The 24,646-nt window shown below is 62.0% G+C and carries 20 protein-coding genes and 3 pseudogenes; 3 read left to right on the top strand and 20 right to left on the bottom strand.

Annotation, left to right across the window (positions count from 1 at the left end; all coding sequences use genetic code 11):
* Nucleotides 1-30 precede the first annotated feature (30 nt).
* On the bottom strand, nt 31-831 hold the full coding sequence (locus tag NKJ75_RS05780; RefSeq protein WP_352499324.1) for a helix-turn-helix domain-containing protein: 801 nt from the start codon (nt 829-831) through the stop codon (nt 31-33).
* On the opposite strand from NKJ75_RS05780, the gene NKJ75_RS05775 reads away from it, so the two are divergent.
* Together NKJ75_RS05775 and NKJ75_RS05770 are read left to right on the top strand one after the other, a co-directional pair.
* The gene (locus tag NKJ75_RS05775; protein WP_352499323.1) at nt 830-1,909 is read left to right on the top strand and encodes a trans-sulfuration enzyme family protein; all 1,080 of its coding nucleotides are present in this window, start codon (nt 830-832) and stop codon (nt 1,907-1,909) included. The genes NKJ75_RS05780 and NKJ75_RS05775 overlap by 2 nt on opposite strands.
* A 548-nt stretch (nt 1,910-2,457) precedes the next feature.
* Nucleotides 2,458-4,104: an MFS transporter gene (locus NKJ75_RS05770; RefSeq protein ID WP_023704122.1), complete on the top strand. Its 1,647-nt coding sequence runs from the start codon at nt 2,458-2,460 to the stop codon at nt 4,102-4,104.
* 407 nt (nt 4,105-4,511) lie between these two features.
* Here NKJ75_RS05770 and NKJ75_RS05765 read toward each other — a convergent pair.
* The 11 genes and pseudogenes from NKJ75_RS05765 to NKJ75_RS05710 form a co-directional block, all read right to left on the bottom strand.
* Nucleotides 4,512-4,904 (bottom strand): annotated as a pseudogene (locus NKJ75_RS05765) (nodulation factor fucose acetyltransferase NolL); the annotation flags it as partial.
* 1,287 nt (nt 4,905-6,191) lie between these two features.
* Nucleotides 6,192-8,159, bottom strand: a complete 1,968-nt coding sequence (rlxS, locus tag NKJ75_RS05755) for a relaxase/mobilization nuclease RlxS (RefSeq protein WP_352499322.1) — start codon at nt 8,157-8,159, stop codon at nt 6,192-6,194.
* A 187-nt stretch (nt 8,160-8,346) separates the two neighbouring features.
* Nucleotides 8,347-9,003 carry a lytic transglycosylase domain-containing protein gene (locus NKJ75_RS05750; RefSeq protein ID WP_352499507.1) on the bottom strand — a complete coding sequence of 219 codons (657 nt, stop codon included), beginning with the start codon at nt 9,001-9,003 and terminating at the stop codon, nt 8,347-8,349.
* A gap of 17 nt (nt 9,004-9,020) precedes the next feature.
* Nucleotides 9,021-9,569 carry a S26 family signal peptidase gene (locus NKJ75_RS05745; protein ID WP_352499321.1) on the bottom strand — a complete coding sequence of 183 codons (549 nt, stop codon included), beginning with the start codon at nt 9,567-9,569 and terminating at the stop codon, nt 9,021-9,023.
* Complete coding sequence (locus NKJ75_RS05740) at nt 9,566-9,835, bottom strand: helix-turn-helix domain-containing protein (protein ID WP_023808108.1); 270 nt, start codon at nt 9,833-9,835, stop codon at nt 9,566-9,568. Before NKJ75_RS05740 ends, NKJ75_RS05745 begins: the two co-directional genes overlap by 4 nt.
* A gap of 170 nt (nt 9,836-10,005) precedes the next feature.
* Entirely contained in the window at nt 10,006-10,329 is a 324-nt protein-coding gene (locus NKJ75_RS05735; RefSeq protein ID WP_352499320.1) for a DUF736 domain-containing protein, read from the bottom strand.
* A gap of 546 nt (nt 10,330-10,875) precedes the next feature.
* On the bottom strand, nt 10,876-11,547 hold the full coding sequence (locus tag NKJ75_RS05730; RefSeq protein ID WP_352499319.1) for a hypothetical protein: 672 nt from the start codon (nt 11,545-11,547) through the stop codon (nt 10,876-10,878).
* A complete protein-coding gene (locus NKJ75_RS05725) occupies nt 11,465-12,262 on the bottom strand; it encodes a hypothetical protein (protein ID WP_352499318.1) in 798 nt (265 codons plus the stop codon). The genes NKJ75_RS05730 and NKJ75_RS05725 overlap by 83 nt, the downstream gene beginning before the upstream one ends.
* Before the next feature lie 211 nt (nt 12,263-12,473).
* Nucleotides 12,474-12,893: pseudogene (locus NKJ75_RS05720) on the bottom strand (DUF2958 domain-containing protein).
* A gap of 247 nt (nt 12,894-13,140) precedes the next feature.
* Entirely contained in the window at nt 13,141-14,103 is a 963-nt protein-coding gene (locus tag NKJ75_RS05715; RefSeq protein WP_352499317.1) for an ArdC family protein, read from the bottom strand.
* 372 nt (nt 14,104-14,475) lie between these two features.
* Nucleotides 14,476-14,709 carry a helix-turn-helix domain-containing protein gene (locus NKJ75_RS05710; protein ID WP_023694857.1) on the bottom strand — a complete coding sequence of 78 codons (234 nt, stop codon included), beginning with the start codon at nt 14,707-14,709 and terminating at the stop codon, nt 14,476-14,478.
* Nucleotides 14,710-14,813: 104 nt separating this feature from the next.
* On the opposite strand from NKJ75_RS05710, the gene NKJ75_RS05705 reads away from it, so the two are divergent.
* Nucleotides 14,814-15,095, top strand: a complete 282-nt coding sequence (locus NKJ75_RS05705; protein ID WP_352499316.1) for a DNA -binding domain-containing protein — start codon at nt 14,814-14,816, stop codon at nt 15,093-15,095.
* A gap of 94 nt (nt 15,096-15,189) precedes the next feature.
* On the opposite strand, the gene NKJ75_RS05700 is transcribed toward NKJ75_RS05705, so the two are convergent.
* From NKJ75_RS05700 to ccoG, 8 genes and pseudogenes are all read right to left on the bottom strand, one after another.
* The gene (locus NKJ75_RS05700; RefSeq protein WP_352499315.1) at nt 15,190-17,100 is read right to left on the bottom strand and encodes a putative bifunctional diguanylate cyclase/phosphodiesterase; all 1,911 of its coding nucleotides are present in this window, start codon (nt 17,098-17,100) and stop codon (nt 15,190-15,192) included.
* 289 nt (nt 17,101-17,389) lie between these two features.
* On the bottom strand, nt 17,390-18,571 hold the full coding sequence (ubiM, locus tag NKJ75_RS05695) for a 5-demethoxyubiquinol-8 5-hydroxylase UbiM (protein ID WP_352499506.1): 1,182 nt from the start codon (nt 18,569-18,571) through the stop codon (nt 17,390-17,392).
* Nucleotides 18,572-18,980: 409 nt separating this feature from the next.
* Nucleotides 18,981-19,073 (bottom strand): annotated as a pseudogene (gene ccoS / locus NKJ75_RS05690) (cbb3-type cytochrome oxidase assembly protein CcoS); the annotation flags it as partial.
* Between the two features lie 192 nt (nt 19,074-19,265).
* Entirely contained in the window at nt 19,266-19,964 is a 699-nt protein-coding gene (locus NKJ75_RS05685) for a CBS domain-containing protein (protein WP_352499314.1), read from the bottom strand.
* A 64-nt stretch (nt 19,965-20,028) separates the two neighbouring features.
* Nucleotides 20,029-20,199: a cbb3-type cytochrome oxidase assembly protein CcoS gene (ccoS, locus tag NKJ75_RS05680; protein WP_023697810.1), complete on the bottom strand. Its 171-nt coding sequence runs from the start codon at nt 20,197-20,199 to the stop codon at nt 20,029-20,031.
* Nucleotides 20,196-22,484: a cation-translocating P-type ATPase gene (locus tag NKJ75_RS05675; RefSeq protein WP_352499313.1), complete on the bottom strand. Its 2,289-nt coding sequence runs from the start codon at nt 22,482-22,484 to the stop codon at nt 20,196-20,198. Before NKJ75_RS05675 ends, ccoS (NKJ75_RS05680) begins: the two co-directional genes overlap by 4 nt.
* Nucleotides 22,481-22,978, bottom strand: a complete 498-nt coding sequence (locus NKJ75_RS05670; protein ID WP_352499312.1) for a FixH family protein — start codon at nt 22,976-22,978, stop codon at nt 22,481-22,483. The genes NKJ75_RS05675 and NKJ75_RS05670 overlap by 4 nt, the downstream gene beginning before the upstream one ends.
* Nucleotides 22,975-24,534, bottom strand: coding sequence for a cytochrome c oxidase accessory protein CcoG (ccoG, locus tag NKJ75_RS05665; protein ID WP_352499311.1), 1,560 nt, complete (start codon nt 24,532-24,534; stop codon nt 22,975-22,977). Before ccoG ends, NKJ75_RS05670 begins: the two co-directional genes overlap by 4 nt.
* Between the last annotated feature and the right edge of the window lie 112 nt (nt 24,535-24,646).

Raw genomic sequence — 24,646 nt, 5'->3', positions numbered from 1 at the left:
AATGTGCGGTTGTTAGTAATCGGCGGGGCCTTACGGAACGTGCCCCTGAATCTTCGCTGCCGTCGACGAGTGCCCCGGATTTCGGTGTCCACCACGCTCAAGCACCGCCATCGTGAAGTGGGCGGGCACATCAGATGCCGCCGCATATGAGTGAGGTTGGTCAGTGACAAGCCGCGCACTCTCGCCTTCGCTTAAAATTTCCACGTGGGTACCTACCACAACGCTCAGGGCACCCTGACTGACCGAGATCAGCTCGCGCGTATCCGGACTATGAGCGTCCGCGGAAAACACATCGCCCGGCATCATGACCCAGCTCCACAGTTCGAACATCGTGCGTCCCGAGGTCGACGAATGCAGTTGCGCAGAGCTTCCCTTGGCGCTCGTCCAAAGCCTCCTGGTCTCTGTCCGCTCGATGGGAAGGCGCACCGTGGAAAGGTGCTCGTTCAACAAATCGGCCACCGAGAGCGAAAACGCCGCCGCCAGCCGACACAGTATGCCGATACTGGGGTTCGCCCTACCCTGCTCCAGCGCGACCACGGTTCCCTTCGATAGGCCACTTAGTTTAGCCAGGCGATCCAGGGTCAGGCTTTGGTCACGCCTCAAGTCTCGGATCCGGGCTGCTATCGCTTGCCCAAGCGCTTGCTCGGCATCAAACGCTTCCGTAACATTGGTCATTATATTGACTTGGGTCCTCGGCTCACGTATTGCGGTCAGTATAATGACCGGCACGAAATTGCAACTGCCCGTTAGGAAGGAATAACCGATGCGTTTTGAGACGAAGGCGATCCACTGCGGCCGAGGTGTCGACGCGTCCACGGGGGCCGTATCCATGCCGCTGCACACCAGCACGACGTTCGAACGAGGCGCCAACGGGTCATTTCCGTCCGGCTTCGAATACACAAGGGATGGAAATCCGACACGCAATGCGTTCGAGGCGGCCATGGCGACGCTTGAGGGAGGGGGAGACGGCATCGCCTTCGCTTCGGGCATGGCCGCAATCGCTGCAATTTTCGAGAGCCATCCGTCGGCGGGTCGGATCGTTCTGCCGGATGACATGTATTTCGGCATTCGTTCGCTGATCGAAGAGACCGACATTGGGTCTCGCTTCGACTTTGCCCCCGTCGACATGCGCGATTTGGACGCTTTGCGCGCCGCGGTGACATCGAAGCGGACTGGCCTCGTCTGGGTCGAGACGCCGTCAAACCCGATGATCCGCGTTGTCGACATTGCGGCCATCTGCGCAATCGCGCACGAGGCAGACGCCTTGGCGGTGGTGGACAATACGTGGGCCACCCCAGTGCTTCAACTGCCACTCGAAATCGGGGCAGACGCGGTGATGCACTCGGCGACAAAGTACATTGGCGGCCACTCGGATTTGATGGCCGGTGTCGTCATTGTCCCAAACGCGTCACCCCTCGGTCGCCCATTGCGGATGGTCCAGAAACACAAGGGCAGCGTCGCAGCGCCCTTCGACTGTTGGCTGGCGTTGCGGGGCCTGCAGACATTGCCGGTCCGCATGCGCGCCCATTGCGAAGGCGCCCAGAAAGTGGCCGAGGCCCTGGCGTCTCATCCGCGCGTCGAAAAAGTGCTCTTTCCTGGTTTGCAAACTGATCCGGGACACGATCTTGCTACGCGGCAAATGAGCCATTACGGAGCGATGCTATCCTTTATCGTCGAGGGCGGAGCCGATGCTGCAATGGCCGTGGCCGGCCGCCTGAAGATTGTTGTCCGGGCGACAAGCCTTGGCGGGACGCATTCTCTGATAGAGCATCGCGCATCCGTTGAAGGTGCGAAGTCCAAAGCGCCAGGCGGATTGCTGCGAATTTCTGTAGGGCTTGAACATCCTCAGGACATTATAGATGACCTGATGCAGGCCCTAGGCGAAACCTGCAAAGCGGGAGTCCAATGACGGGTGCAAGAACTCTGGCGCCGCTTTACGTGACGGCTGGCGCAGCCGACGATCGGCAGAACAATGTTCCTGCTGAGTAGAACGCACGTCCTCTGGTGAACCGCTACCGCCGTGTCGCATTGTCTCGGGCGTGGTGGTCGCCTGGGTGATGAACGTCTTCGGGTTTCCGGACGATGGCCACGCGCTCGACCGGATAGCGGAAATACCCAGATTTGCCGTTGACCTACTGCTGCTCGACCTCGTCGGAGATCGCGGTCAACAGATGGGATGGATGTGCTGGCACTACGGCAGTTTGACAAGCCGGCCATCGGGGCGCTAGCACCGTCCAAAGCCAAGAGTCGCAGGGCAGAACTGACCGCACCCAGCGGGCTGCGGGACCCATCAGCTAACGGCCAGGTTGGTACCTCAAGGCGCATCAGCACCATGGATGTCACATTGTCCTTGTTGCGAGCGCGATTTCGGAACTTCGTTGTGACGCAGTCTGTGCACAGAGCGCACCGCTGTAAGCAAATGAGCGGACGAACGACACCCAGTGGAGGAGAGAAGTGATGCGGCGTCAAGATCCTCCGCGCTTTGCGGCAAACACACTGATCCCTCTTCACAACCCGGTCTTTCGTTCTATCTGGACAGCCACGCAGATATCCAGCCTTGGCTGGCTGGTGCAGAGCGTGGCTATAAGCTGGCTCATGGCGACGATTTCAGCCTCCGATCTAATGGTTGCGCTCGTACAGGCTGCATCGACACTGCCCGCGTTCTTCTTGTCGATCCTTGCTGGAGCCATTGCAGACAGCTTCAGCCGCCGCGGCGTGATGCTTGCCGGACACTGCCTTATCGCACTGGCATCCACGGCGCTGGCACTCGCTGTGGGACTGGGCTTTGTTAGTCCATGGCTGATCCTGGGACTGAGTTTCTTGGCCGGATGCGGCTTTGCCTTGAACGATCCAGCATGGCACGCGTCGGTAGGCGATATCCTGGAAAAGCGCGACATACCCGCCGCAGTGACGCTGATGTCGGTGGGCTACAACGTGGTTCGGAGCATAGGACCGGCGCTGGGCGGTGTAATCTTAGCTTTGCTAGGCCCCCTTACGGCTTTCGCCCTCGCTGCGCTGAGTGACTTGGTCCCGTTGAGCGCTGTTCTGCGCTCAAAGTGGCAAGTTCGCTTTTCGCCTCTTCCGCGCGAGCGGATGACTACGGCCATTCATGATGGCATGCGATTCACGGCAATATCCTCAGAGATCAGAGTGGCGATTGTGCGTGCAACCCTATTCGGGCTGTCAAGCATCTCGATCCTTGCTCTGCTCCCCCTCCTGGTTCGCGACCAGCTGGCGGGAGGGCCAATTGTTTACGGGGTGCTATTGGCTGGCTTCGGCACAGGCGCCTTCATAGCCGGCATTGGCAGCAGCTACTTGAGACGCATTACGTCCCAGAACCGATTGATCACGCTCGCATCCGTTGCTTGCGCAACGTGTTGCCTTTTGATGGCCCTCACATCGTCGGTGGCTGTGGCGGCGATCGCGCTTGCAATCGGTGGCGCTGGCTGGGTTGTCACCTGGACCGGAACCGACGTGTGTGTGCAGTTGGCAAGCCCCAGGTGGGTCGTTGGTCGGACCCTGTCCATCTATTACGCCCTGACCTACGGCGGCATGGCAGCGGGCAGCTGGATCTGGGGTGCTGTCGCGCAGTACTATTCGCTGACGTGGGCTTTGGAAGGTGCTGCAGCGGCACTGTTGCTGGTCGCGGCTGTGGGAAAGCTATTGCCAGTGCGGCTATGGGAGGAATCGGATCAAGCGGCCGTCGACTTCAGGCCACCAGAACTGGCCCTCCCTTTGAAACCCAGGAGCGGTCCGATCGTGATCAAGGTGGAGTACTCGATACCCGAGGAGAGTATCGATGAATTTCTGAGCTGCATGCGCGAAAGGCGGCGCGTTCAGAGCCGCGCCGGTGCGCGGGACTGGACCCTCCAACGCGACCTTCAGAAGTCGACGCTTTGGACCGAGACATTCCGCACGCCGACATGGACGGACTATCTTCGTCTAAACCATCGGCTGACGGTGAATGACAGGGAGGTAGGCGAGCGCCTTGCCGCTCTGCACATGGGTGATTCTCCGCCTCGCATCTCACTTTCAATCGAGCGGTCGACAAGCCCCGCCCCCGGCAGCCAAGTCCAGCCTGTGCCTTTTGTATCGCGCCCGTGAGATAACCAAGACTTGTCTGGGCTTGGACACGGAACGAGCTACTCCTTGATTTGTCGAGCCTGCCCGGATTGCAAATCGTTCCGGCCGGTTAGGCGAGCATGAGAATTCGCGCGGCAATTATGTCAATCACGGGTCCCATGTTCAGCCCGCCCCCCTCTGCCGCCAGATCGGCTTGAGCACGGATTCAGGTCGCCCGTCCTTTGCATAGCGGCGGGCAACGAATAGCAAGGGGGCGGAGGGTATCCCCGTCTGCGAAGCGGGCAGAGGAGGAATCCGCAAGGCGGGTTGCTGGGGAGAGGGGTCGCGCGCCTCTTTCCGCCTCACTTAGAAAACGTGCGGCCAAGCACGTTCATGTCGGCCGTGGGCGGCCGCAACAATTGCCTACAAGGCGCAAGCGTCGTCACATATTAAGCGTAGCCGCGCGACAACCATCCGTGGTCACGCGCAATCCTGCGAATTGTCAAGCGGAGACAACGATCGCGGCACCAAGCAAAGTGGCGAACCCGATTCTGCTCGGGAGATCCCAAAGCTCTCCGAACCCTATTAGATCCATGAAGCGAAACACGGCGCCCTGAAGCAGGTAAAGCAGCAGTGTGCTCTGACCAAGCTCCACCGCAACAAAGCGAACTACGCGAGTTGAATGGCCAACTCTCCAGCATAGGAACATAAGCTGCATTGTGACTGCAGAAGTTGCTACGGAGCCAATGAACATCAGCAACACTTGTCTCGCCGACTCTCCATCGTAGATCGAAACGAGATTGTTGTAGACGTAAGTCCCTTCCCCAAACAAGAAAGCACACTCACGGCGTGCCGAGCAGCTTGGCCAAGGAGCCGCACTGGGGCCTCCGGAGTGAGTGTTATCGCTCAAGCAGCCACGTCGGCGCGGCCTAAAATCTTCGATGAGCGCGTCAGGAGAGCGTCGATCTCCACATTTCTTCCAGGAGATCGTCCCCACATCATCATGGCCACGGCTCTAACGGGCTGGTGCCCTCCCTTTCCCGTTTTTTGTCTCGATGCTCGGTTGCGCCGCCCGCCGGGGCAAGGCAAAAAAATCGTCGAGGCTGAGCCCCCACTGCGGCTTCGGCGAAATATTCATCCACGGGTTCGCATCACCGCGGGCAGCGGGCGAGTTCGTCGATAGGAGTGCGGATGGAAGTAGGCGATGCACATCGTCACCAGCGGCTCAGATTGTGTGAGGTCCACGGCTCGCTGGTTTCCGCCGACGACGGCGCGGACGGCATCGGTATGCGCAGAGCGGGTCCGTCGGCTTGGCGTCAGTTTCGGGGCAAGGGCTATTGCTGGTCGCGCGGCGCTGAGTTGGGCGGAGGATCGACGGCGCAACCCGGGGCTCCCGCGCGACGAGCAGGTTTTTTTCCCGGTCTGACCTGGCCTCGACTCCAGATGTCGCGATGACCGACGTGGCCGGCGCGATTGAACGGGTCTCATGCCCAAAGCTGCCTCGGTGCCCAGTAGCGGCACCGCATGACCCACCCGGCGCTGCTCGAAGTAAACCGCGGCCAGCCAACATCCGAAGGTGCGCCAGACCCGATGTCGCGGCGGCCTGATGGCTCCGGCGCCGTGCCGCGGCAGAAAGCTGCCGATCTCGTCTGGCATGGTCGCTGACCGCATCGTCACCCGGGCCATCGCAGCGACTTTTCTCCGTTACAAAGTCCCCGCGGGACGGACTGCCAGTTCACGCCAGGGCCAACAGCACCCGCAGGGGCGGCCGCCGCGTCTGCCGGTCCTGCGAGTAGAATAAGATCGGGAAGTGCGGCTTCATCCTCGATGCCAGAGCTCGCTTCGCCGTACCGCGGCCGCCATAGCCCCTTGCGCTATCACGAGTCAGCCCACCTTTCTAGCTGGCAGCCATCGGGAGCCGATCCGCAACCACAGGGCGGCACCTGTCGGCCCGGCTTCCGTGTCAACGCAGAACATGATGCATATTCCCAGCGCTTTTTGACAGAGCGAACTACAAAATGCAGAACACTGACTCTCCGCCAAATGAATGCTGCGAGCAAGCAGCAGGCGGAGGAACTCCGTCTGGGCTGAGTACCTGTTTCAACGTGAACAAATAAATTGTAGCCAGTTCACGAAACGCCAGGCCCGCTCCTCTGCCGTCCGATCGTCCAGGAAATCCCCTCGGCGCGCACCACGCCAGACACCTCCTTGCCGATATGATGCTCAAGCACCGGCCGCCAGGGCACCAGCGTGAACTCGCGCGATTTCTCGATGACAGCGTATTTTCCGCCGGCGAGTTCGACGCAGCGGCGCAGCGTACCGTCTATTCGATTGCCATGCTGCGCTTCAGAATACGAGAGCCCGAGTTCGTCCGAGAGCTGACTGGCAACACGGTTCAGCTCTCGTTGGCGCAGCATTGAAAGCATGTTGGCGCGATAGATGACCCGATCCTGCGCATCTTGGGCAAGACCTTGCGCGATCAGCCACTGCTGTCGGCGGGCCTGGACCTGACGTACTTCTCGACCGAAGCCAGAGTCGCGCAAGGACTCAGGGTGGGCTGATACCAGCTCCTGGTCGATCCAGGTGGCGCCGTCAAAGCCTACTTGGCTCTCCAGCGGCATTGATGAGAGCTTGTCGACGACAACAGGCTGGGCCCTCGCTCGTTGACGCTCGTAATCCGCGACGCGGTTGAGATGGTCGGGCGCGACTGTCCATGTGCCGTCCGGCTCGCGCTCGACGCCACCGGTCGCACGGCGGATCGCCTCCAGTCGCCGCACGTGCGTTTCGGCAAAGCGTTCGGTGGCCGAGGGGTCATGCTTGAGATGGATATCGATGCTGTAGCGCCCGTCGTTGACCGTGGCGATGCCGGCAATTGTGCGGTCGACTTTTCTTGGCCCGGTGTCCCTCGGCCTGATCCGCACTATGCAGCCTTCTGGTGTCGGTTGGGTGGCCCCGCCTTTGCCGATATCAAAATAGTGGCTTTTGCCGTCCACGCCGTCGACGACGAGGTAATGGCGGTCAGTGATTTCGTCGGCCAGCCCGCGCCCGACGACACGTCCGACCACGGTTTGGGCCGACCCGTCGGATCGATCGTGGATAAGATAGTCGGCGGCACTGCGGACGAGCCCCTTGCCGGTCAGCTCGCGATGGATGGTCTTGACAATGTCGCCGCGCTCGCCGATGCGGCGTAGCGTGGCTTCGAGATCATCCTCCAGGCGCCAGCGACCCGAAGGCATCTCCTCGGCGAGGCCCATCCGCTCGAGCTTGCGCAGGCGGCCCTGGTGCAGCGTCTGGCGAAAGGTGTCTCGGCTGGCTGGTGAGACATGCCCCTCGTCGCGCATGCGCATCAGCTGCCGGTCGATGCTGGTGAAGCGTTCCTGCTCCATCTCCTGGCGCAAGCGCTGCTCGATCTCGCGGTCGGTGCGCGGGCCAAGGTCGAGGCTAACCAGTTCGGCTGCGCGCTCGCGCAGGCCAGAGGAGATGTAGTCCCGCGCGATGACGAGGTTTTCGCCGTGATCGTCCCTGCCGCGCACGATGATGTGGGTGTGAGGATGGCCGGTGTTGAAATGGTCGACGGCCACCCAGTCTAGCCTGGTGCCGAGGTCTTCTTCCATTTGCGCCATGAGGCGCCGGGTGAGCAGCTTCAGGTCATCATACTCGATACCGTCTTCAGGGGCGACGATGAAGCGGAACTGATGACGGTCACCGTTCGCGCGATCGAGAAAGGCCCTGCCGTCCGCGTGGTCTTTGTCGGCAGCGTAGAGCTCGCCACGCTCGCCTTCCCGGGTGACGCCGTCGCGCTGGAGGTAGCGGAGGTGCGCACGAGCTCCGTCGACTCCCTTGCCGGCCAGCTTGACGATGCGTGCCTTGACGACTGCGCGCCGCTGCCGAAACGCCGCGTGGCGGTCGCGTGCTCTAAGAACGGCGGCAGCAGCCCCGCCGCGCCCCACCCGGCTTCCGATGAAGCGGCTGCCGCGTCCGCTCCTGCCGCCTGCTCGGTTGACCGCGGCCTGGACCTGGCCAGCGTAGCGTTTGCCCGCCTTCGAGCCGCGCGAGCCAATTTTGCCGAGCCTCGGCGTGAATTCGTCATCCTGCATGCGGCCTCCGATGAACCAGCAGCAAAATCAGAGGCTTGCGCGCCAGACCCTCCTGGACCCGCAGGCAACCTCCTGGGAAAACGATGTGCAGACAAACACTTCGCCGCCTCCAGGAGGCGATGCCTTTATCTTGCCTTTCGCGGACCTGCCTCCCTGCCCCCCGCCCGAACCACGGTAGCCGCTGCCCTCACCTGCGATCCGGCCGGCCTGACCTTGCTCGCTCCGATCCGAGCGGCACCAGGAGTTGGCCATTCGGGCCGGTCACGGAAACACCGTTTCGGAGGAAAAACAGCGACTGCCCGGACGGGATTCCCGGCGCGGTTTTGGAACGGGATTTGTCGGTGAGCGCGTCCATATCGGCGGCCGAAATGCCCGCCGCCTTGACCTCTTCCAGATACGAAACCGTCTCGCTGGGCAGTGGCCGCCCACGCTGCAAATGCTGTTCGTAGCGCTCCGGCCCGGCGTTATAGGCTGCAAACAGGCCTGGAAATCCGAAGCGGTCATACATGGCGCGCAGATAGGCAGTGCCTGCCAGAATGTTGTCGCGAGGGTCGTGCGGGGCGGGTCCCAGGCCAAGCTCTGCGCGCAACTCCTCGTAGGTGCCTGGCATCACCTGCATGAGGCCAATGGCGCCGGCGCTCGACGTGACAGGCCGCCCATTGAGCGTCGTCTGCCCCCGGCTTTCGGCATCCATGACGGCATAAATCCAGGTTTGTGGAATGCTGAAACGCCGGCTTGCTTCGGCTACCAAGGGCTGCCATCTTGCAAGCTGCGGACTATGGGAGATGACGACCGGCTTCGTGTTGGTCGCGGCGGAACAGGAGCATGGTGCGAGAGACACCATGCCCAGCATCAGGAGGGTCACTCGGTCCATAGCGGCACGAGCCTCCCGATGATATTTTCGGTCGGCACCGGACCGAAATAGCGGCTGTCGAACGAGCGATTTTTGTCGCTGCCGAGTAGGAAAACCTCGGCATCGGCGAGCTTTCGGCAGGCATTCCACCAAGGCAGCGGACGGTGCTGCGTGTCGGTTGCAAGCCGGCGCGCGACAATCTCGCCGCGGATGATGATGGCGTCGCCGAAGGCGCAGACATGCTCGCCAGGCAGCGCGGCAAGGTGCTTGACCAGCGGCACGTTGCTGGGCAGATAGAAGCGTTCGGCGGCCAGATCGACGACCGGTTTTGGCGGGCGGACGAGTACGAGATCACCAAGAGCCGGCGATCCGGACGCGACGCGATAGAGGCCGACCGGCGCACTCGCCGAGGCGTTCCAGACCAGCCAGGGCGATGGTTTGCCGAAGGCGGCGAAGCCGATCAGGGCAAGGCCCATCGTGGCCACGGCGATCGTCTTGCGCGCCCGAATGCGCCGCAGATGGCTGCCGATCAGATGGATGGTGGGACGCCGGCTCATGAGCGGCCTCCCTCGCCGGCCGAGCCGGAATCGTGCCCGCCGTCCTCGGGCCCGGTCTCCTGCGCGTGCCCCTTCGACCAATCGCCGAGTTCGTCGATGTGATAGCGGACATAGCGGCCGTGCTTGCGGAATTGCGGGCCGCCGCCTTTGAGGCGCATCTTCTCCAGCGTGCGCTGGGACAGCCCGATATAGAAGGCCGCCTGCGCGGTATTGAGAAACGGACTGCCCTTCTTGGCGCGGGCTGCGCGTTCGTTTTCGTCGTCCATGATGATCCTCGTTTCGCTACGGACAAGCGAAGGCGAGGATCGGCGAGCGAGATCGTTTTGGGGACGGGCGAAGAGTGGGGGGCGAGTTTTCGCCGCCCCCTTCGGCGGCCTCACGGGTCCTGAGAGAGGCCCCGCGCCGGTGGCGGCGCGGGGCTTTCCGGATCGGCCGGTCAGTCGACCGGGTTCCAGATGATGGCGTAAGTGTCCTCGTCATCCTGGCCGGCGGCGCGGCCGAGATTGGCGTAGAGCTTGCGGGGGCCAAACTCGGGGGCGGCAATCGACAGGCTCACATAGTCCTTGCCGGAGGTCTCGCCGGTGCGGATCCAGCCCGCACCCACTTCGACCCCTTGCGTCAGCACCCGGAAGTCGGGATGGGTGTCGGCGCTCTTTGCCTGATTGGGCACGATATCGATGTCGGCGCGGACGCTGAGCGTCTTGAGCTGGCCCTTGTAGCCGCCGTTTTCCTGTTTGGTGACGTATCCGATCGCGGTCATTTCCAGTCTCCTCTTGGTGCTCGCAGGGAACCATTCCCCTGCGATGGCGGACCGTGATGGGCGCGTCCGGACCGCCGGAACCGGGACGGCCGCAGCGATAGCGGAGGACCCGCGCGGGCAGCTTTTTTGAAGCGAAGCGGCGCGAGGAAGCCGCCGCAGGCGGCGGGGAAAAAAGCTGCCGGCGAGGGTTTCGGGCGGGCCGGATCCGCCCATAGGTCGACAGCCAGCCGCAGGGGAATGGTCCCTGAGACACAATGGAGACAGGTGGCGCGATCGGTGACACAAGAAGCCGGCGGCAATGCAGAGCGCCGGCTGCGCGGGCTCTGTCGGCAACCGGATCGGACAATTGGCCCCATGCGCCTTTGGCGCCTCAGCAAGCAACCCGGCGCGGTGCGGGGCTGCCGAAATGGGGCGAACTGGCGTCGGAATTTCTCGCGCGCGGCACTGGCTCGACAAGACGCCCAATCGGCAGCCGGCGTGGCCCATAGCGGCGCGCGCGACCTGAGCGGCGGTAATCGAGAGAACCGCCGCTCGGGCCCTGATCGACTATTCGCGCACGAACAGCGGCTGCACCTGTGTCCACTGATCGGCGGTGCGGAAGCCGCCGCGGCTGGTGTAGCTTTCGGCCGGGAATTTCATCCAGCGCGGCAGCCAGGTCTCGACCCAGGGGCGGCCATTCTCGCCCGCCAGGAAGTCGCGGATGATGTTCTTTTGCGTCTTGACCTTCTCGGCGACATTGCCGTCCGCGACCAGCTTGCCGCCGACGTCGGCCAGCATCGAATTGGCGATTTCCTTGTCGCGCAAGAGGTCGAAGAAGGCATCGTCCGGTTGCCACCATATGCCCATGTCGACGTTCAGGTGGTTGCCGAGCGCCTCGACGACGGCGCTGCCGGCTGCAAGCGTCTCGGCCATGACAAGGGTGAGAACGCGCATGACATCGTCGTCGCAGAGCGCCAAGAGGCGCGCGAACACGCCGGCGATAACAACGGCGTCGCCATTGCCGCCGGCGACCAAGCTATCCTCATCCGGTGATCCGAGCAGGGCCAATACCTCGCGCCGCTTTTTGCCGAATGCGGCTTCAGCCTTGCAGCCGGCAAGGCTGGCAGTCACCGTCTCGTTGGCTGCGCGCTGCGGCTCAGGCCGCACCTGCCACAGGCCCGAACCGGTGATGGCGTGCGCCACCACGAGGCGCAGCGCCACGGCGGGATGGTCGAGCATGGCCGCGCGCACGGCGGCATGGGATGCAGATCGATATAGTTGTGCATCGGGCCGGTGACTTCGGGGCGCGGCAGCTTGGCGGCTGTTTCTTCTTGCTCGCCGCCCTCGCGGGCGCGGCGGGCTTCCTTGCGTGACAGCCAGCCCTCGTGACACTCGACCTCGCCGCGATGCGAGACAGTGATGACGATCTTGCCGCCCTTCTTCTTCGGGGTCTTCTCGTGGTCCCATGCGTGGAAATACTGGCCCGGTTCCAGCGCACAACCTCGCTCCAGCCCTCGTTGAGATAGGTGTCGCGTTTGGTGGCAATCGCTTCGTTCTGCTTTTGCCAGAACAGGTCGGCATCGGCGAAATAGCTGTCCTCGCCGAACAGGTCCGAGGTGATCAGGCCGGGATACTCCTCGATGGCAAACAGTGCCACCTTGGTGGAAATCGACTGGCCGCCGAACAGCCATTGCTTCAATTGATAGCCACGCGGCGCGTATTGATCGGGATCGGCACAGAGTGCCAGCCAGTCCTTCTGCTGCGCCTTGGAAGACATGGTGAGATGGCGCACCGGCTCGGTGTCGATCTCCTCGCGCCGATAGGCTTCGCGGATTTTGGGCAAGAGGTCGCCAAGCGCCAGAATGCGTTTGACCTTGAGATCAGTGATGCCGAAGGTCACAGCGATGTCGAGAACGGTGCGGGCTTGCCTGACAAGCCGCGAAACGTCTCCCATTGCCATACTTCGTCAGGATCGAGGCGGGCGAGGTTTTCGATCAGGAAGCTTCGAGCGCATCGGCGTCGTCACCGTCCTCCATGATGGCGCAGGGCAAGGGATCGCCTTCACCGCGCTCGTCGGCAAGCGATTTCGCGGCGAAATAGCGCCGCCTGCCGGGTTGTCCCCGCCGCGGAGGCCGAAGGCCGACGCGGCGGGACGGTTTTTGCGCCTATCGGCGCTGCTGTTCCGCCGTGTCGGGCGGAAGCTCGGAATGGGGCTTTGATAGGGCGTCTGCTGCCTGCCGCAGCAGTCGCTCGGCCTCGGTGACGTGGCCGCAAAATGCGGGCGGCTTCGGCATGGACGGAGATCGGAAAGCGCGCCTGGAAATGCAGGTCGCGCTCTATGCCGAGGCCAAGCGGCCCTTTTACGGATGCAAGCTCGGCCAGACTGACGCTGCCAAGTTCGGGGAAGCCGAAGCCGAGATCGCAAAGACCGAACAGCGTGTCGCCATCGGCGTCGAGTTCGCTCAGAAGCGAGGTCGCGGCACCTGTCGGATCAAACAGTTTCACAACGGAAAATGGTCGATGTCGGCGCCGGCGGCGCCATGGGCGAGCAGTCGTGCGCGCAGTGGATTGGTGATCAGGATCATGGAAAGACTCCTGGTCAGAACGGGTCGCGTTGACTTCTTGCGTCCGGCGGGAGAAAGGTTCACCGGACCTTCCTCTGATCCGCCTCCCCATTAGAGACCGACCTCGAGCAGCTTTGCGCCGCGCGCGGACACATCGGCGCGTCCATCAGGAGGGTTTGCCCGCGTGGTGATCGGCTGGACGCCGGGAATGAGCGTCTGCTCCTTTGCGGCGTCGGCTCGGTCGCGGTCAGTTGAGGATCGCGCATCGTCATGCCGCAATCCCTTCTTGCGCCTCGCCTTCCGCATCGGCCGGAAGGCCAAACAGGAAATCAGCGGCCTTCGAAGCTAGGCTGGCGGCACGGAATATAGCGCGGTTGTCCTCGCGCAGCACCTTCAGCCATGAGCCGATGTAATCGGCGTGACGCACGGTCGGCTCGATGCCGAGATTGCTGCAGACGAAGGCGGCAGTGATTTCGGCGACCAATTCTTCACGCGCGTAGGCCTTGGAGCCGAACGAGCCGGAGAGGTCGCGAGCAAGCCGCGTCGGGTGGCCGGTCCAGTGGCCTAGCTCGTGAAAGCAGGTCCGGTAATAGTCGATCTGCTGATGGAACGCTGGCTGCGGCGGTACCTGAATGTGGTCGCTGCCCGGCATGTAGAAAGCGCGATCGCCGCCGACCCTGAAATCCGCACCGCTGGCGCGAATGAGCGTCTCGGCCTGCGGCACGATCTCGCACTGAGGCAGAGGCTCGGCGGCGGCATGGAGCTCTTCCGGAAGATTATCGCACTGCGCGACATTGAAGACCGTGAAGCGCTTCAAAAAAGGCACCGCCAGTGGTGCATCGCCCTCGTGGCGAGCGCGCTCCTTCTCGTCCTTGGGGACAAAGCGGTCGGCATGCACGATGGTCGTGCCGCGCTCGCCCTTCCTGACGTTGCCGCCATGGGCAAGCGCCTGCCGGAAGGTCATCCAGTTCTGGCTGGGATAGCTGCGCTCGATGACGGCGCCCCACAGGATGAGGATATTGATGCCGGAATAGGTGCGCCCCGTGGACGCATTCCTCGGCAGGCCAAGGCCTGCTTTTGCGCTGCCCCATGGCTTGACCCATGGCACGGTACCGCGCTCCAGTTCGGCAATGATGCGGTCGGTGATCTCCTGATAGAGGCTGGCGCCCAGGCGCCTGCCCTTGCCTGCGCCAGCCTCTGTGCTGGTGGTACGCTTGCTGTTTGCACGCATGTGTTATCCTCCGCTCACCAATCGCCGCGCTTTCCCCGGAAGCGGGGTGGGCGGCGAGTCGCGACCGGAAAGGCCCGCCGTGGTAGGCGGACCGCATCAGAAGGACCGGAACGAAGAGGAGGACCCTGAGCGGCACGCGAAGGGTTGCGGGCTGCCGCGGCGGGCCTAGAAGGGAGTGCCGCCCACCCCGCGCCCACCGGGAAAGGCCAACCGACAAACCGCGCCGCCCGCAAGGGCGGCGACCGTCTCAGCCCGAAGGGCTGCCCACGCCAAGGGGCGAAGCCGAATGGCCGAGACCGCCTGAGCTTGCCGAAGAAAAGCGGGCTCGGTTCACGAGCTCCTGATGCGCGTCGTCAGGCGCGCGGGCGCCCGCTAGGACCGGAGGCTGGACAGAATCTCGCACGGATCAGCGTCAAGGGCCGCAGTTATGTCGAGAAACTCGATGACGTCGAGACGCCGCTCTGCGCCCTCGTACTTGGCCACGAAGGATTGGGGACGACCAAGCTTGTCAGCCAGCTGCTTCTGGGTCAGGCCTTTGGTCTTGCGCAGCAAAACCAGCCGGGCCAGGAACCGCTGGTGGCGGGGCGATCGAAGGGATTTGGGCATGGAGGCGAACCGGTCGGGTAAAGACCGGATCAGCGACTAATCCCGGTTTCGGATTATCCCATTTTGGGATATACTGCGTGCGCTCACAGGCGAGATCCGCAGGCATGAATGGACCAATGGGAACAGATGAGCCGCGAAGCTCAACTTTGAGCGATGAAGTCCCCTGGTCGGAGAACCTCACGAGCTACGACAGGGAGCATTTCAAGATCTACCTGCGGATCCTGGATGCCTGCGCCGACAATGCCAGTGAAAAGGAGATGGCCGAGCGCATTCTCGGCATAGACCCGTCCATTGACCCGGTCCGCGCCCGCAAAGCTCTTCGCAGCCATATCGACCGTGCGAACTGGATGATGACGACCGGCTACAAGGAACTGTTCGCCGGCTGATGCACAGCGCCCACTGCCACGTGTTTCGAGCAGGCAAGTCTCTGTAGCCAAATTCGGCAGCGCACGGCCGCGACAGCCGGCGCTGCGGGAGCGGTCACAACTGGTTCGCGTGCTGTTTGACTGCCATTTCCAGTGCTTGCATCAAAGGCACAGCCTTGGAGAAGAGGAAGCCTTGAGCGGTTCGGCAGCCAAGCTTGTGCAGGGTTTGCCGATCCGCCTCTGTTTCGACGCCCTCGGCCATGACCTCGATCCCGAGCATGTCACCGAGTTCGATGACCGATTTGACAAGCAGTCGGTCCTCTCTGGACTTGGCCAAGCCGCGAATGAAGCCCTGGTCTATTTTCACCTTGCGTATCCGGCGATCCTTGAGAGATGCCAAGGTAGAAAAGCCGGTGCCGAAGTCATCGAGCGCGATGGAAATACCGGCATGCGAAAGCCGTCCGAGCTTTTCATCCACTCTGTCCGGGTCCACCGGCGATTCTTCGGTAATCTCGATTTCGAACATCGTTGCAGGCAGGCCTCTTGCCGCCAGACCATCCAGAACCATGTCGTCGATATCGCCGGCTTCCAGTTCGCGCGGGGAAACATTCATCGCCACACGAATGTTACGACGGTCAGCTTTCACCAAGCCGTCGATAAAAGCACAACAGTCGGCGAATACGGTTTGCGTCAGCAGCTGAAGCATTCCGGTTTCGCGTGCGGCTGTGATGATTTCGGGTGGAGAGATGGCACCATGTGTCGGATGGGACCATCTCAGCAAGGCTTCAAAACCGACCACGGCCTCGGTGTCGAGTTTCACGATCGGCTGGAACCAAGGTTGCAATCTTCCCGTCTTTATCGCCGAATGAAGGTCCCGTTCGATGGACTGGCGGCGTTGGAGTTCCCGGTCGAGTTCGGCATCGAACAGGCAAAATTCGTTCCTGCCATGGCGCTTGGCCGTATAAAGGGCGATATCGGCCCGCAACAGCATTTCAGTCAGGCTCGACGTCTGCGCCAAGTATATCCCTATCGATGCCCCAACGCGCACGGACGCGACCCCGATATAGGGGCGAGCAATTTTGGCTATGATATTGGAGGCGAGATCACTGGCAGAAAGCGAAGCTCTCGTTGAGGGAAAAACCAGCACGAATTCATCGCCGCCAATACGAGCTAGCGTTGAGCCTTCCGGTGCTTCCTGCTCTATGCGGCGGGCGATCATGACAAGCAGTTCATCACCGGTCCTGTGACCGTAGGTGTCGTTGACAGATTTAAAGCCGTCCAGATCAATCAGCATTGCCACGAAGGGGCCATCCGCGGTCTTGAACCGACCGATGGCGTGTTCAAGGCCCCGCCTGTTGAGAAGGGCGGTCAAATGGTCCTCCCTGGAGTTGCGCTCCATTTCCGACGCAAGTCGCTCTGCCTCATGTCTCAGGCGGCTTGCTTCGCGGAAGCGCGCCTGCCCAACAAACGAAGCGCGGACCAAGCCGCCCATGAAGAGCAGAACGGTAAAAGCCAGAATGTAGCGTTCAAAATTGCCTTTCGCCAAAAGGCACGCCACCGTGATGAGGAGTGGAGGTGTGATGAAGCTGGTCGCCGCAGCGGCATACGAACTGCCATATGTAACCGCACCAGCTGAAATGCCCGCCAGTATGACCAGATGCATCGGTGCTTGTGGTGTTGTGTATCCAACAGTCAGCACGGCCGGGAAGGACCAGGCAAACCCTGCCAGAAGGGCAAGGACGCCAAACATGCGAAGGCGCGGCAAAACGGCAAGCAAATCCTGATGGCGCCCCGTTTCCTTTAGCTGAAAACGCGCGAGTGCAAGCCGGGCGGCATTTAGCGCATTGACGACCAGGAACCAGTTTGCAGCGGCAAAGCCGCCGCCAGAAAGGGCCTGCACCCCGCAAATCAGGCCTGACAGGATCGCGCTTATCGGCATCGACACGAAGAGCCCGGCCCTCAGGTCAGCAAGCTGATCCTGACGGATTTTGGCCTCCAGCGATTCTTCTTTCTTTAGGGGTGCCATGAATGGACCAGTTTGCTTCCGTCATTGTTCGCGAGGACCAAACCTATGCAAGCCCACTGAAGGACGGGTTAACTACCCAGGGTACCCAGTGCGCTCACCATGCTTCGGGTCACACCTTTGGCTTAGCATTGCCGAATCATCAAGGTTTCGCCCGCGCGCGTGCCTTGATCCGAATCATGCCATGATCGGCGACGTCACCAGGAAGCAGCCTTGCCCGCGACGCCGCGAGCCAGCAAGACAAAGAAGCCGTGCCGAGACAGCGCTCCAGAGCGGTAGCGCTCTGTGCGATTCACCGCCTGAGCATGGCCGAAATGCCATGGCGGACAAAGGGAAGATGTTGGGCAAAGCGGAGCCCAGCATGTCTTGCAAGCCGTGCCGCCGGGTGCTCGCTTGAGTAAAGACCGACAAGCATGTTGGTGGCATGATAGAGCGGCGCCGCCGACAGCCGCAGCCGGTTTTCGTATCTGCCGAGCATGTCGGGATCGGCAATGTCGCGGCGGGCGCGACATGCTGTCAGTATTTTATGAGCGAGTTGCTTCTGGCCGCTGAGGCCGATGTTGAAGCCATGCGCGGTCACCGGGTGCATGCCGATGGCAGCGTCTCCTATCAGTGCCGCACTCGGTGCCGAGAACTTGTGCGCCCAGGTCGTGACCAGCGGATAGGCATGGCGGGTGCTTGCCAGGGTCATCTGCCCGAGGCGTCCTCGACACCGGTTCATCAATTCCATGAGGAACAATTCGTCATCGAGAACAGACAGTCTATCGGTCTCGATTGAGCGCAAAGTCAGAAGCAGCGACGACACGCCTTCCATGAGCGGCAACATCGCTATGGTCTGATGGTGGTCGAACCATTCGACCGCGATCTGGTGATGGAAGCGCTCGTGCCTCACTCGGCAAATCAGCATGGAGTGGCCAAGCGGATGGATGTTGGCGCCAATGCCGAGCAGGTCGCGCATCGCGGACAAACGCGAATCCGCTGCGACGAGCAGCCGAGCGGCCAATTGCCTGCCATCAGAAAGCGCTATGACCGCCTCGTCGTCGCTGGTTGTTGCATTGACGACCGAGTTGCCGCACAGCAGCCGGGCATGATCCTGGAAGCAGACAACTTTGAACAGGGCATCGCGGATCCGACAATTTGGGACCAGCAATCCGAGTGGTTCCCCAGATCCGCTGGGAGTATCGAAGCACAGGGCGAAAGGGCTCGATCCGTTGAGCACGCGCGCGCCATGAAGCGGCGATTTGTCCGATGCGGGGATGGCATCCCAGGCGCCGAGCTCGCGAAGGATTCTCACTGATGCGTGGGTCAGCGCGATCTCGCGACCGTCGAAAGCCGGATTCGCCAGGCTGTCGAGCGACTGCCGTTCAACCACTGCCACCTTGAGTCGGCTCCGGGCGAGCGATGCTGCGAAGGCAAGTCCGACCGGCCCAGCTCCGACGACAATGATGTCGAATGTCTCGACAGAGCCGGCCATCAGCGTGCCGCCATAGCGGCTATCTGCGATACGAAGCGCTCTTGAAGCATCGCAATCACCCACGGTTGCCGCTCATCTCCCTCGATAGACATGCGTTCTCCGTTGGAAGCCTGGTCAATGAAACCACGCCGACGAAGAGATAACGCTGATCTGGATCAACCAGGCTCGATAACCCGGCAACGGCGGGTTCACGGTCGAGTGGTCGATTGCCGCGAAAACGTTGCATGTCTAGGCATTCTGAATGGTCGGCTTCCCAATCGCGTGCCCCTCCTGGGCAAAGGTTCGGCAACGTATTGTGGCTGATCCGTTCTTCGCACGCGCGCCGATATCATCATGACGAGGCAATCCAGCAAAGACTCGGTCGACTGACGACCAGCATCCGCACAGTCGTTGGGCGCCGCCAACCGGTTCAGCCTCGCGGCTCTTCCCGATCGATAAGGATCCGCTGGGCGGAGCCGTCGAGATCTTCGTATTGGCCGCTCTTCAAGATCCACAGGAAGCCCCGGTCAAGCCCCACCAAAACAGGCAGCGGCCATCGCATTCCGTCAGGACGGGCGTCTTCGCTGACGACAGCGTGCTCGCCAACCATGACGGGCGCTATACGCCGAAGGAACTCGCCGACGGCCTCATGTCCTAGGGATGTGGGAAGGGAGCAGAACCCAATGGGACTCTGCTTCGCGTCGCTTTTTCGCAGCTACGAAACCATCACCGAGAACGGATCCGTACTGAGGAGGAGGCCGTCCTTGACTTGCCCGACGCCGGCAACCTTCTCAGCCGCAACCATCGCTGCCTTCCGCTGACGCTCATCGACAATCGCCCCCTTCAGTTCGACAAGGCCGTCGCTGACCCTCACATCGATCAAGCCACCACAGCTCCACGATTGTCCCTGCAGTTCGGCAAGGATAGCCTTGCGAATCACGTCGTCATCGGGTGGCGTAGTGCCCTCTTTCGGCATTGCGCGGATCAGGACAAGCAGCAGATCAGTTCGCGTGATGATGCCGACGACCCTTTCCTGATCGACAATCGGCACATTGTTGATGCGGTGTTGCATCATCAAGTTGACAATCTGTGCAATCGAGGCGCCAGGAGGCGCCGAGATGACTGGTGTGGTCATCACCTGATGGATAATCCGTCCATTCGAGCGCGCATAGTCATTGGCGGTTGTGCCCGGGCCAAGATCAAACTCCAGCCAGCGCGGACGCACACGCTGGGTCCCGAGTTCCTCTCGGCGCAAGAAGTCGCTTTTGCTTACAATGCCAATCAGGGCACCTTCGCTGTTCGCTACCGGCAGGCAGCTGACCTTTTTTGAAAGCATGAGCTCGACCGCTTCGGCTATTGTCGCGTTCGCATGCGTCGTGATCACTGGCTTTGTCATTATGGATTCGGCTTGCATCCTCACCCTCCTGATCTTTCGTGACGACGATAGGACATCCCGACCCGCGGCGCGTTGATCTGAGTCACTTGGAACGAGGAGGATTCTCCGCGCCGTCGTCGCGGTCGATAAGAATGCGCTCCGCCGCGCCATCGAGATCATCGTACTGGCCGCTTCTCAACGCCCACAGGAAGCCGGACAGGCCGAGTGCGCCAAGGAACAGCGCCACCGGAATGAGATAGGCGAGCGTCGTCATGAGGATCGGGCCAAGGTGCCGGCCCGCGCGGGCCTGTCCTGCCGCGCAGTTTCGGACGACGCACCCGTTGCGAAGCCTTGCAGACGCATTGCATTTCCAATCACAAGCAATGACGAGGCAGACATCGCGACCGCCGCGATGAGAGGCGTAACATGACCCAGAATGGCGATCGGCACGGCCACAGCATTGTAAACGATCGCAATTGTTATGTTCTGTCGGATCAGGCTTCCCGCCTTGCGCGACACGTCCAGCGCCAGCGGGATCGCCAAGAGGCTTTCGCGCAGAAAAACGAAGTCGGCTGCATTGCGGCCAATGTCGGCGGCCGTGGCGGGTGCGATCGAGACATGCGCGGCGCTCAGCGCTGGTGTGTCGTTGAGCCCGTCGCCAACCATCAAAACCTTGTGCCCGTCTCTCGCCAGGGTCTCGATGCGTTCAACCTTGCCGGACGGTAGCAGGCAGGGAACGAAGTCATCGACACCAAGCATGTCGGCAACCTCGGCGCAGGCTTTCGCGGTATCGCCCGACAGCATTTCCACGCACATACCAGCGTTGCGCAGTTGATCGATCGCTGCCCTGGTGTCGAGGCGTAGCGCATCTTCGAAAACGAAGGATGCGACAATCATGCCGTTTTTCGTCAGGACTGTTCCGCCATAGCCATGTTTGCCTTCGCCGCCGGTTCGCGCCTTCCAGCCAGCCCATCCGCGTCGACCCAGCCGCCAGATGCTACCGGCGGCTGTGGCTTCGATCCCGAAACCCGGGTGCTCGGTCACCGCGTCGAATTTGTGCTGGCTGCTGCTGACGGAAAAGCCGGCAATGGCCTTTGAATATGGATGACGCGAATGCGCGGCCAGGTCGGCAGCGATTGCCAGCATGGCGGGATCAATCGAAGCTGCGTTGACGAGCCGTGGCTTCCCAAGCGTGAGCGTCCCGGTCTTGTCGAACACGGCTGTATCGATCGTCGCCAGGCGCTCCATGGCCGAGCCGTCCTTGACCATGATGCCGTTTTCGAACAGGCGCCGCGCGGCCACCACCTGAACGATTGGAACGGCGAGGCCAAGCGCGCACGGGCATGTGATGATGAGAACAGCGATTGCGATCGTCATCGCCCGGTGCCAGTCGCCAGTCACCGCCATCCAGCCCAGGAAGGCTGCCAAGGCGGTGAGATGAACCACGGGCGCGTAGAGTGCCGACACGCGGTCGGCGATACGGTGATACCGGGCGCGACCACCTTCGGCGGCCTCCATCAACCGAACCATTTCCGACAGGAATGAATCCTTGGCGGCCGCTGTCGCCTCAATCGTCAGCGGACCGGTGAGGTTGAGGACACCGGCCTGCACAATCTCCCCTGGCGCGACGTTTCGCGGCGTGCTCTCGCCAGTGACCAGTGAGCAGTCAAGATCCGACGCTCCATGAACGATCGTGCTGTCGACGGGGATTCTCTCGCCGGCTGCAATGAGCAGTTGCACCCCCGGTTCGATTTCGCCAACCGGCAAATAGTCCCGTGCGCCATCGCCGCGCAGCACCATCGCGCCACGCGCGGCCAACTGTGACAGGTTCTTTACCGCGGTCCGCGCGCGTTCGCGCATCACGTGATCGAGCGTGCGGCCGATCAGGAGGAAAAACAGCAGCGACACCGACGCATCGAAATAGGCGTGGTCGCCATGGGTGATCGTCTCATAGAGGCTCATTGCATAGGCTAGCGCAACGCCGACGGCGATCGGCACGTCCATGTTCATGCGGCCGTGGCGCAGCGCATTCCACGCCGACTTGAAGAAGATGCCGCCGGCGAAGGCCAGCGCAGGAATGGCAATGAGCGCCGAGACCCAGTGGAACAAATCGCGCGTGGCGCCTTCGGCGCCGGACCAGACCGATACCGAGAGCAGCATGATGTTGCCCGCCGCAAAGCCGGCAACGGCGCCGGCGCGGATAAGCTCCGACAGCGTCTTATCCTTCGCATCGGTGTCGGCTTCGAACAGATGTGCCTGGTAGCCCAGGCGCCCGAGCACAGCGACCAATGGCGGAACCTCGTCGCCGCGCCAGCGGACCGAGACCCGCTTTGTCGACAGGTTGACGCGGGCGGCCTCGACGTGATCGAGCTTTCCCAACGCCGTTTCGATAGTCTGGATGCAGGCGCCGCAGTGAACAGTCGGCACCGAAAGGTCGGTCTGACGAAGGTCGTCGCCAAGCGATCGGCTCGCCAGCCTGACCTCCTGGCTTGACGGCAGGACTGAAGCGGGGCTGACCAGATCCACCGCCATTTCAGCGCCCGGTGCACAGCAGCTCATTTCAGCGCTCCATTGGAAATCATGATCCTGCGCACGTCGCGATAAGGTCTTGCCAGACCTGCCTCGGCGTCGATTTCGATGATCCACACGCCATCCCTTGGCATGTGCTGTGCTGCGAACTCCTGGGCCGAGGCGAGGGCGAGCGTGACGGACTCATCCTCTTTCTCGTAAGCGGGATGGCGAAACAGCACCTTCACGCCATGCAAGGGAACCGGCTTGCCGGCGGCATCGGTGAGGCCATAGCGGACTTCGCCCCATGCGATGGTCAGCTTGCCGGTCCAGCCGAGGGCTGCCTGCGCGCGCCCTTCCCCGGCCTTCTTGTTGAACTGCTGGCTCGCCACATAGGTGTTTTCGACGACAAGGCCGGTCCAGCTTGTGTTGGCAAGCGTCGCCATCGTCAGATTGACCGTTATGACCACGCCGAAAAAGGCAAGGATGATGGCCAACATGTGCCTGCCGGTGAATTCGCGGGGTCTTCGCGTGGTGGCGGTCATCTGGCGGTCTCCGGCGCATTGAAGGTGGCGGTGTATTCGTTGGACTCGAAGCTGACCTTGTCTTCGACGCGGAATGTGAAGGTCTGCGCCTGGCGATTAATCCGATCGGCGGGCAGGCGCACGAAAACCTTCAGCATCTTCAGCCGGTCCGGCTCAACCTGGACTGCAAAGGAGCGATCGGCGGGGAGATCGACGCCAACGATGCTCATCTCTGCGCCCGCCAAGCCTCCAACGGTGACGACGAGCGTTCTTGGCTCGGGGATCATGTTCAAAAGCTTGACGGTGTAGCCATTGCGGATTGAGCCGTCCGACAGCGTCACGAATTGCGGGTTGCGGTCGTGCAAGACGTTGATTTCGAGCCCGTCGCGCGTCAGCAGCGAAAAGAGCAGGCCCAGTCCGATCAGCGACCACGTCGCCATGTAGACATAGGTGCGTGGCCGAAAGATCTTGCGGACCTGGAAATGCGCCACCCTGTCCGAAAACAGGCCGTCATCCGTCCTGACCAGTGATGGATCGACCGAGCTGGCGCCGCCGGCGGTGGCCAGGATCATGTTGGCGTTGTAGTCGGAGAGCGTCGCGTAGGAGATCAGTCCTCGCGCTTTGCCGAGCTTGTCCATGACGCCGTCACAGGCATCGATGCAGAGCGCGCAGGTGATGCATTCGAGTTGCTGACCGTCGCGTATGTCGATCCCCATCGGACAGACGGCGACACAGGCATTGCAGTCGACGCAATCGCCGACGGGATGCCCTGCGGCAAGAACCTTCTTGGCGTGAGGCGTGCGCGGTTCGCCGCGCCAATCATTGTAGGTGACGGTGAGCGAGCTCTCGTCGAGCATGGCTGCCTGGATGCGCGGCCATGGGCACATATAGGTGCAGACCTGTTCGCGCATCAGCCCGCCAAACGTGTAGGTCGTCGCCGTCAGAACCGCGACGGTGATGTAGGCGACAGGCGCTGCCGTGCCGGTGAAGAGTTCGCCGAGCAGGGTCGGCGCGTCGGCGAAATAGAAGATCCATGCGCCACCAGTCGCTGCGCCTATGACCAGCCAGGTGACGTGTTTCGATGCCCGCAGCACAAGCTTACGAGTGGTCCAAGGACCGGCATCGAGCTTGATGCGGGCGTTGCGGTCGCCCTCGATCGCACGCTCGACGACCAGGAACAGATCGACCCATACGGTCTGTGGGCATGTGTAGCCACACCATGCACGGCCGACCGTTGACGTGATCAGGAAAAGACCGACGCCGGCCATGACCAGAAGACCGGCGACATAGTAGAATTCCTGCGGCCATATCTCGACGAAGAAGAAGTAGAAGCGCCGGTTGGCGACATCGAGCAGCACGGCCTGGTCGGGGGCAAACGGACCCCGATCCCAGCGCAGCCACGGCGTCAGATAGTAGATGCCCAGCGTGATCGCCATCACGATCCATTTGAATCGGCGAAAGCTGCCCGAGGCCCGCTTCGGGAAGATCTTCCTGCGCGCGGCATACATTGGCTGGCGCACTTTGGCGGAGTTGACCGTCGTGGGTTCGATCCGTTCTATTTGCGTGTTATCGAGCACGAGAAGCTCCAGTCACCAGCGACGATTTCGCCGGAGCCGACTCATCGGCACTGGATGATGCCGAGGCCCGGCTTGCGCCGGGCCTCGTCGCTTGGCGGGAGGGGGAGGACGA

The sequence above is a fragment of the Mesorhizobium sp. M0058 genome (genome assembly GCF_040323095.1).
Classification (GTDB): domain Bacteria; phylum Pseudomonadota; class Alphaproteobacteria; order Rhizobiales; family Rhizobiaceae; genus Mesorhizobium.
Note: the sequence above shows the minus strand (reverse complement) of the source record. Positions and strands in the feature narration are given on the sequence as shown.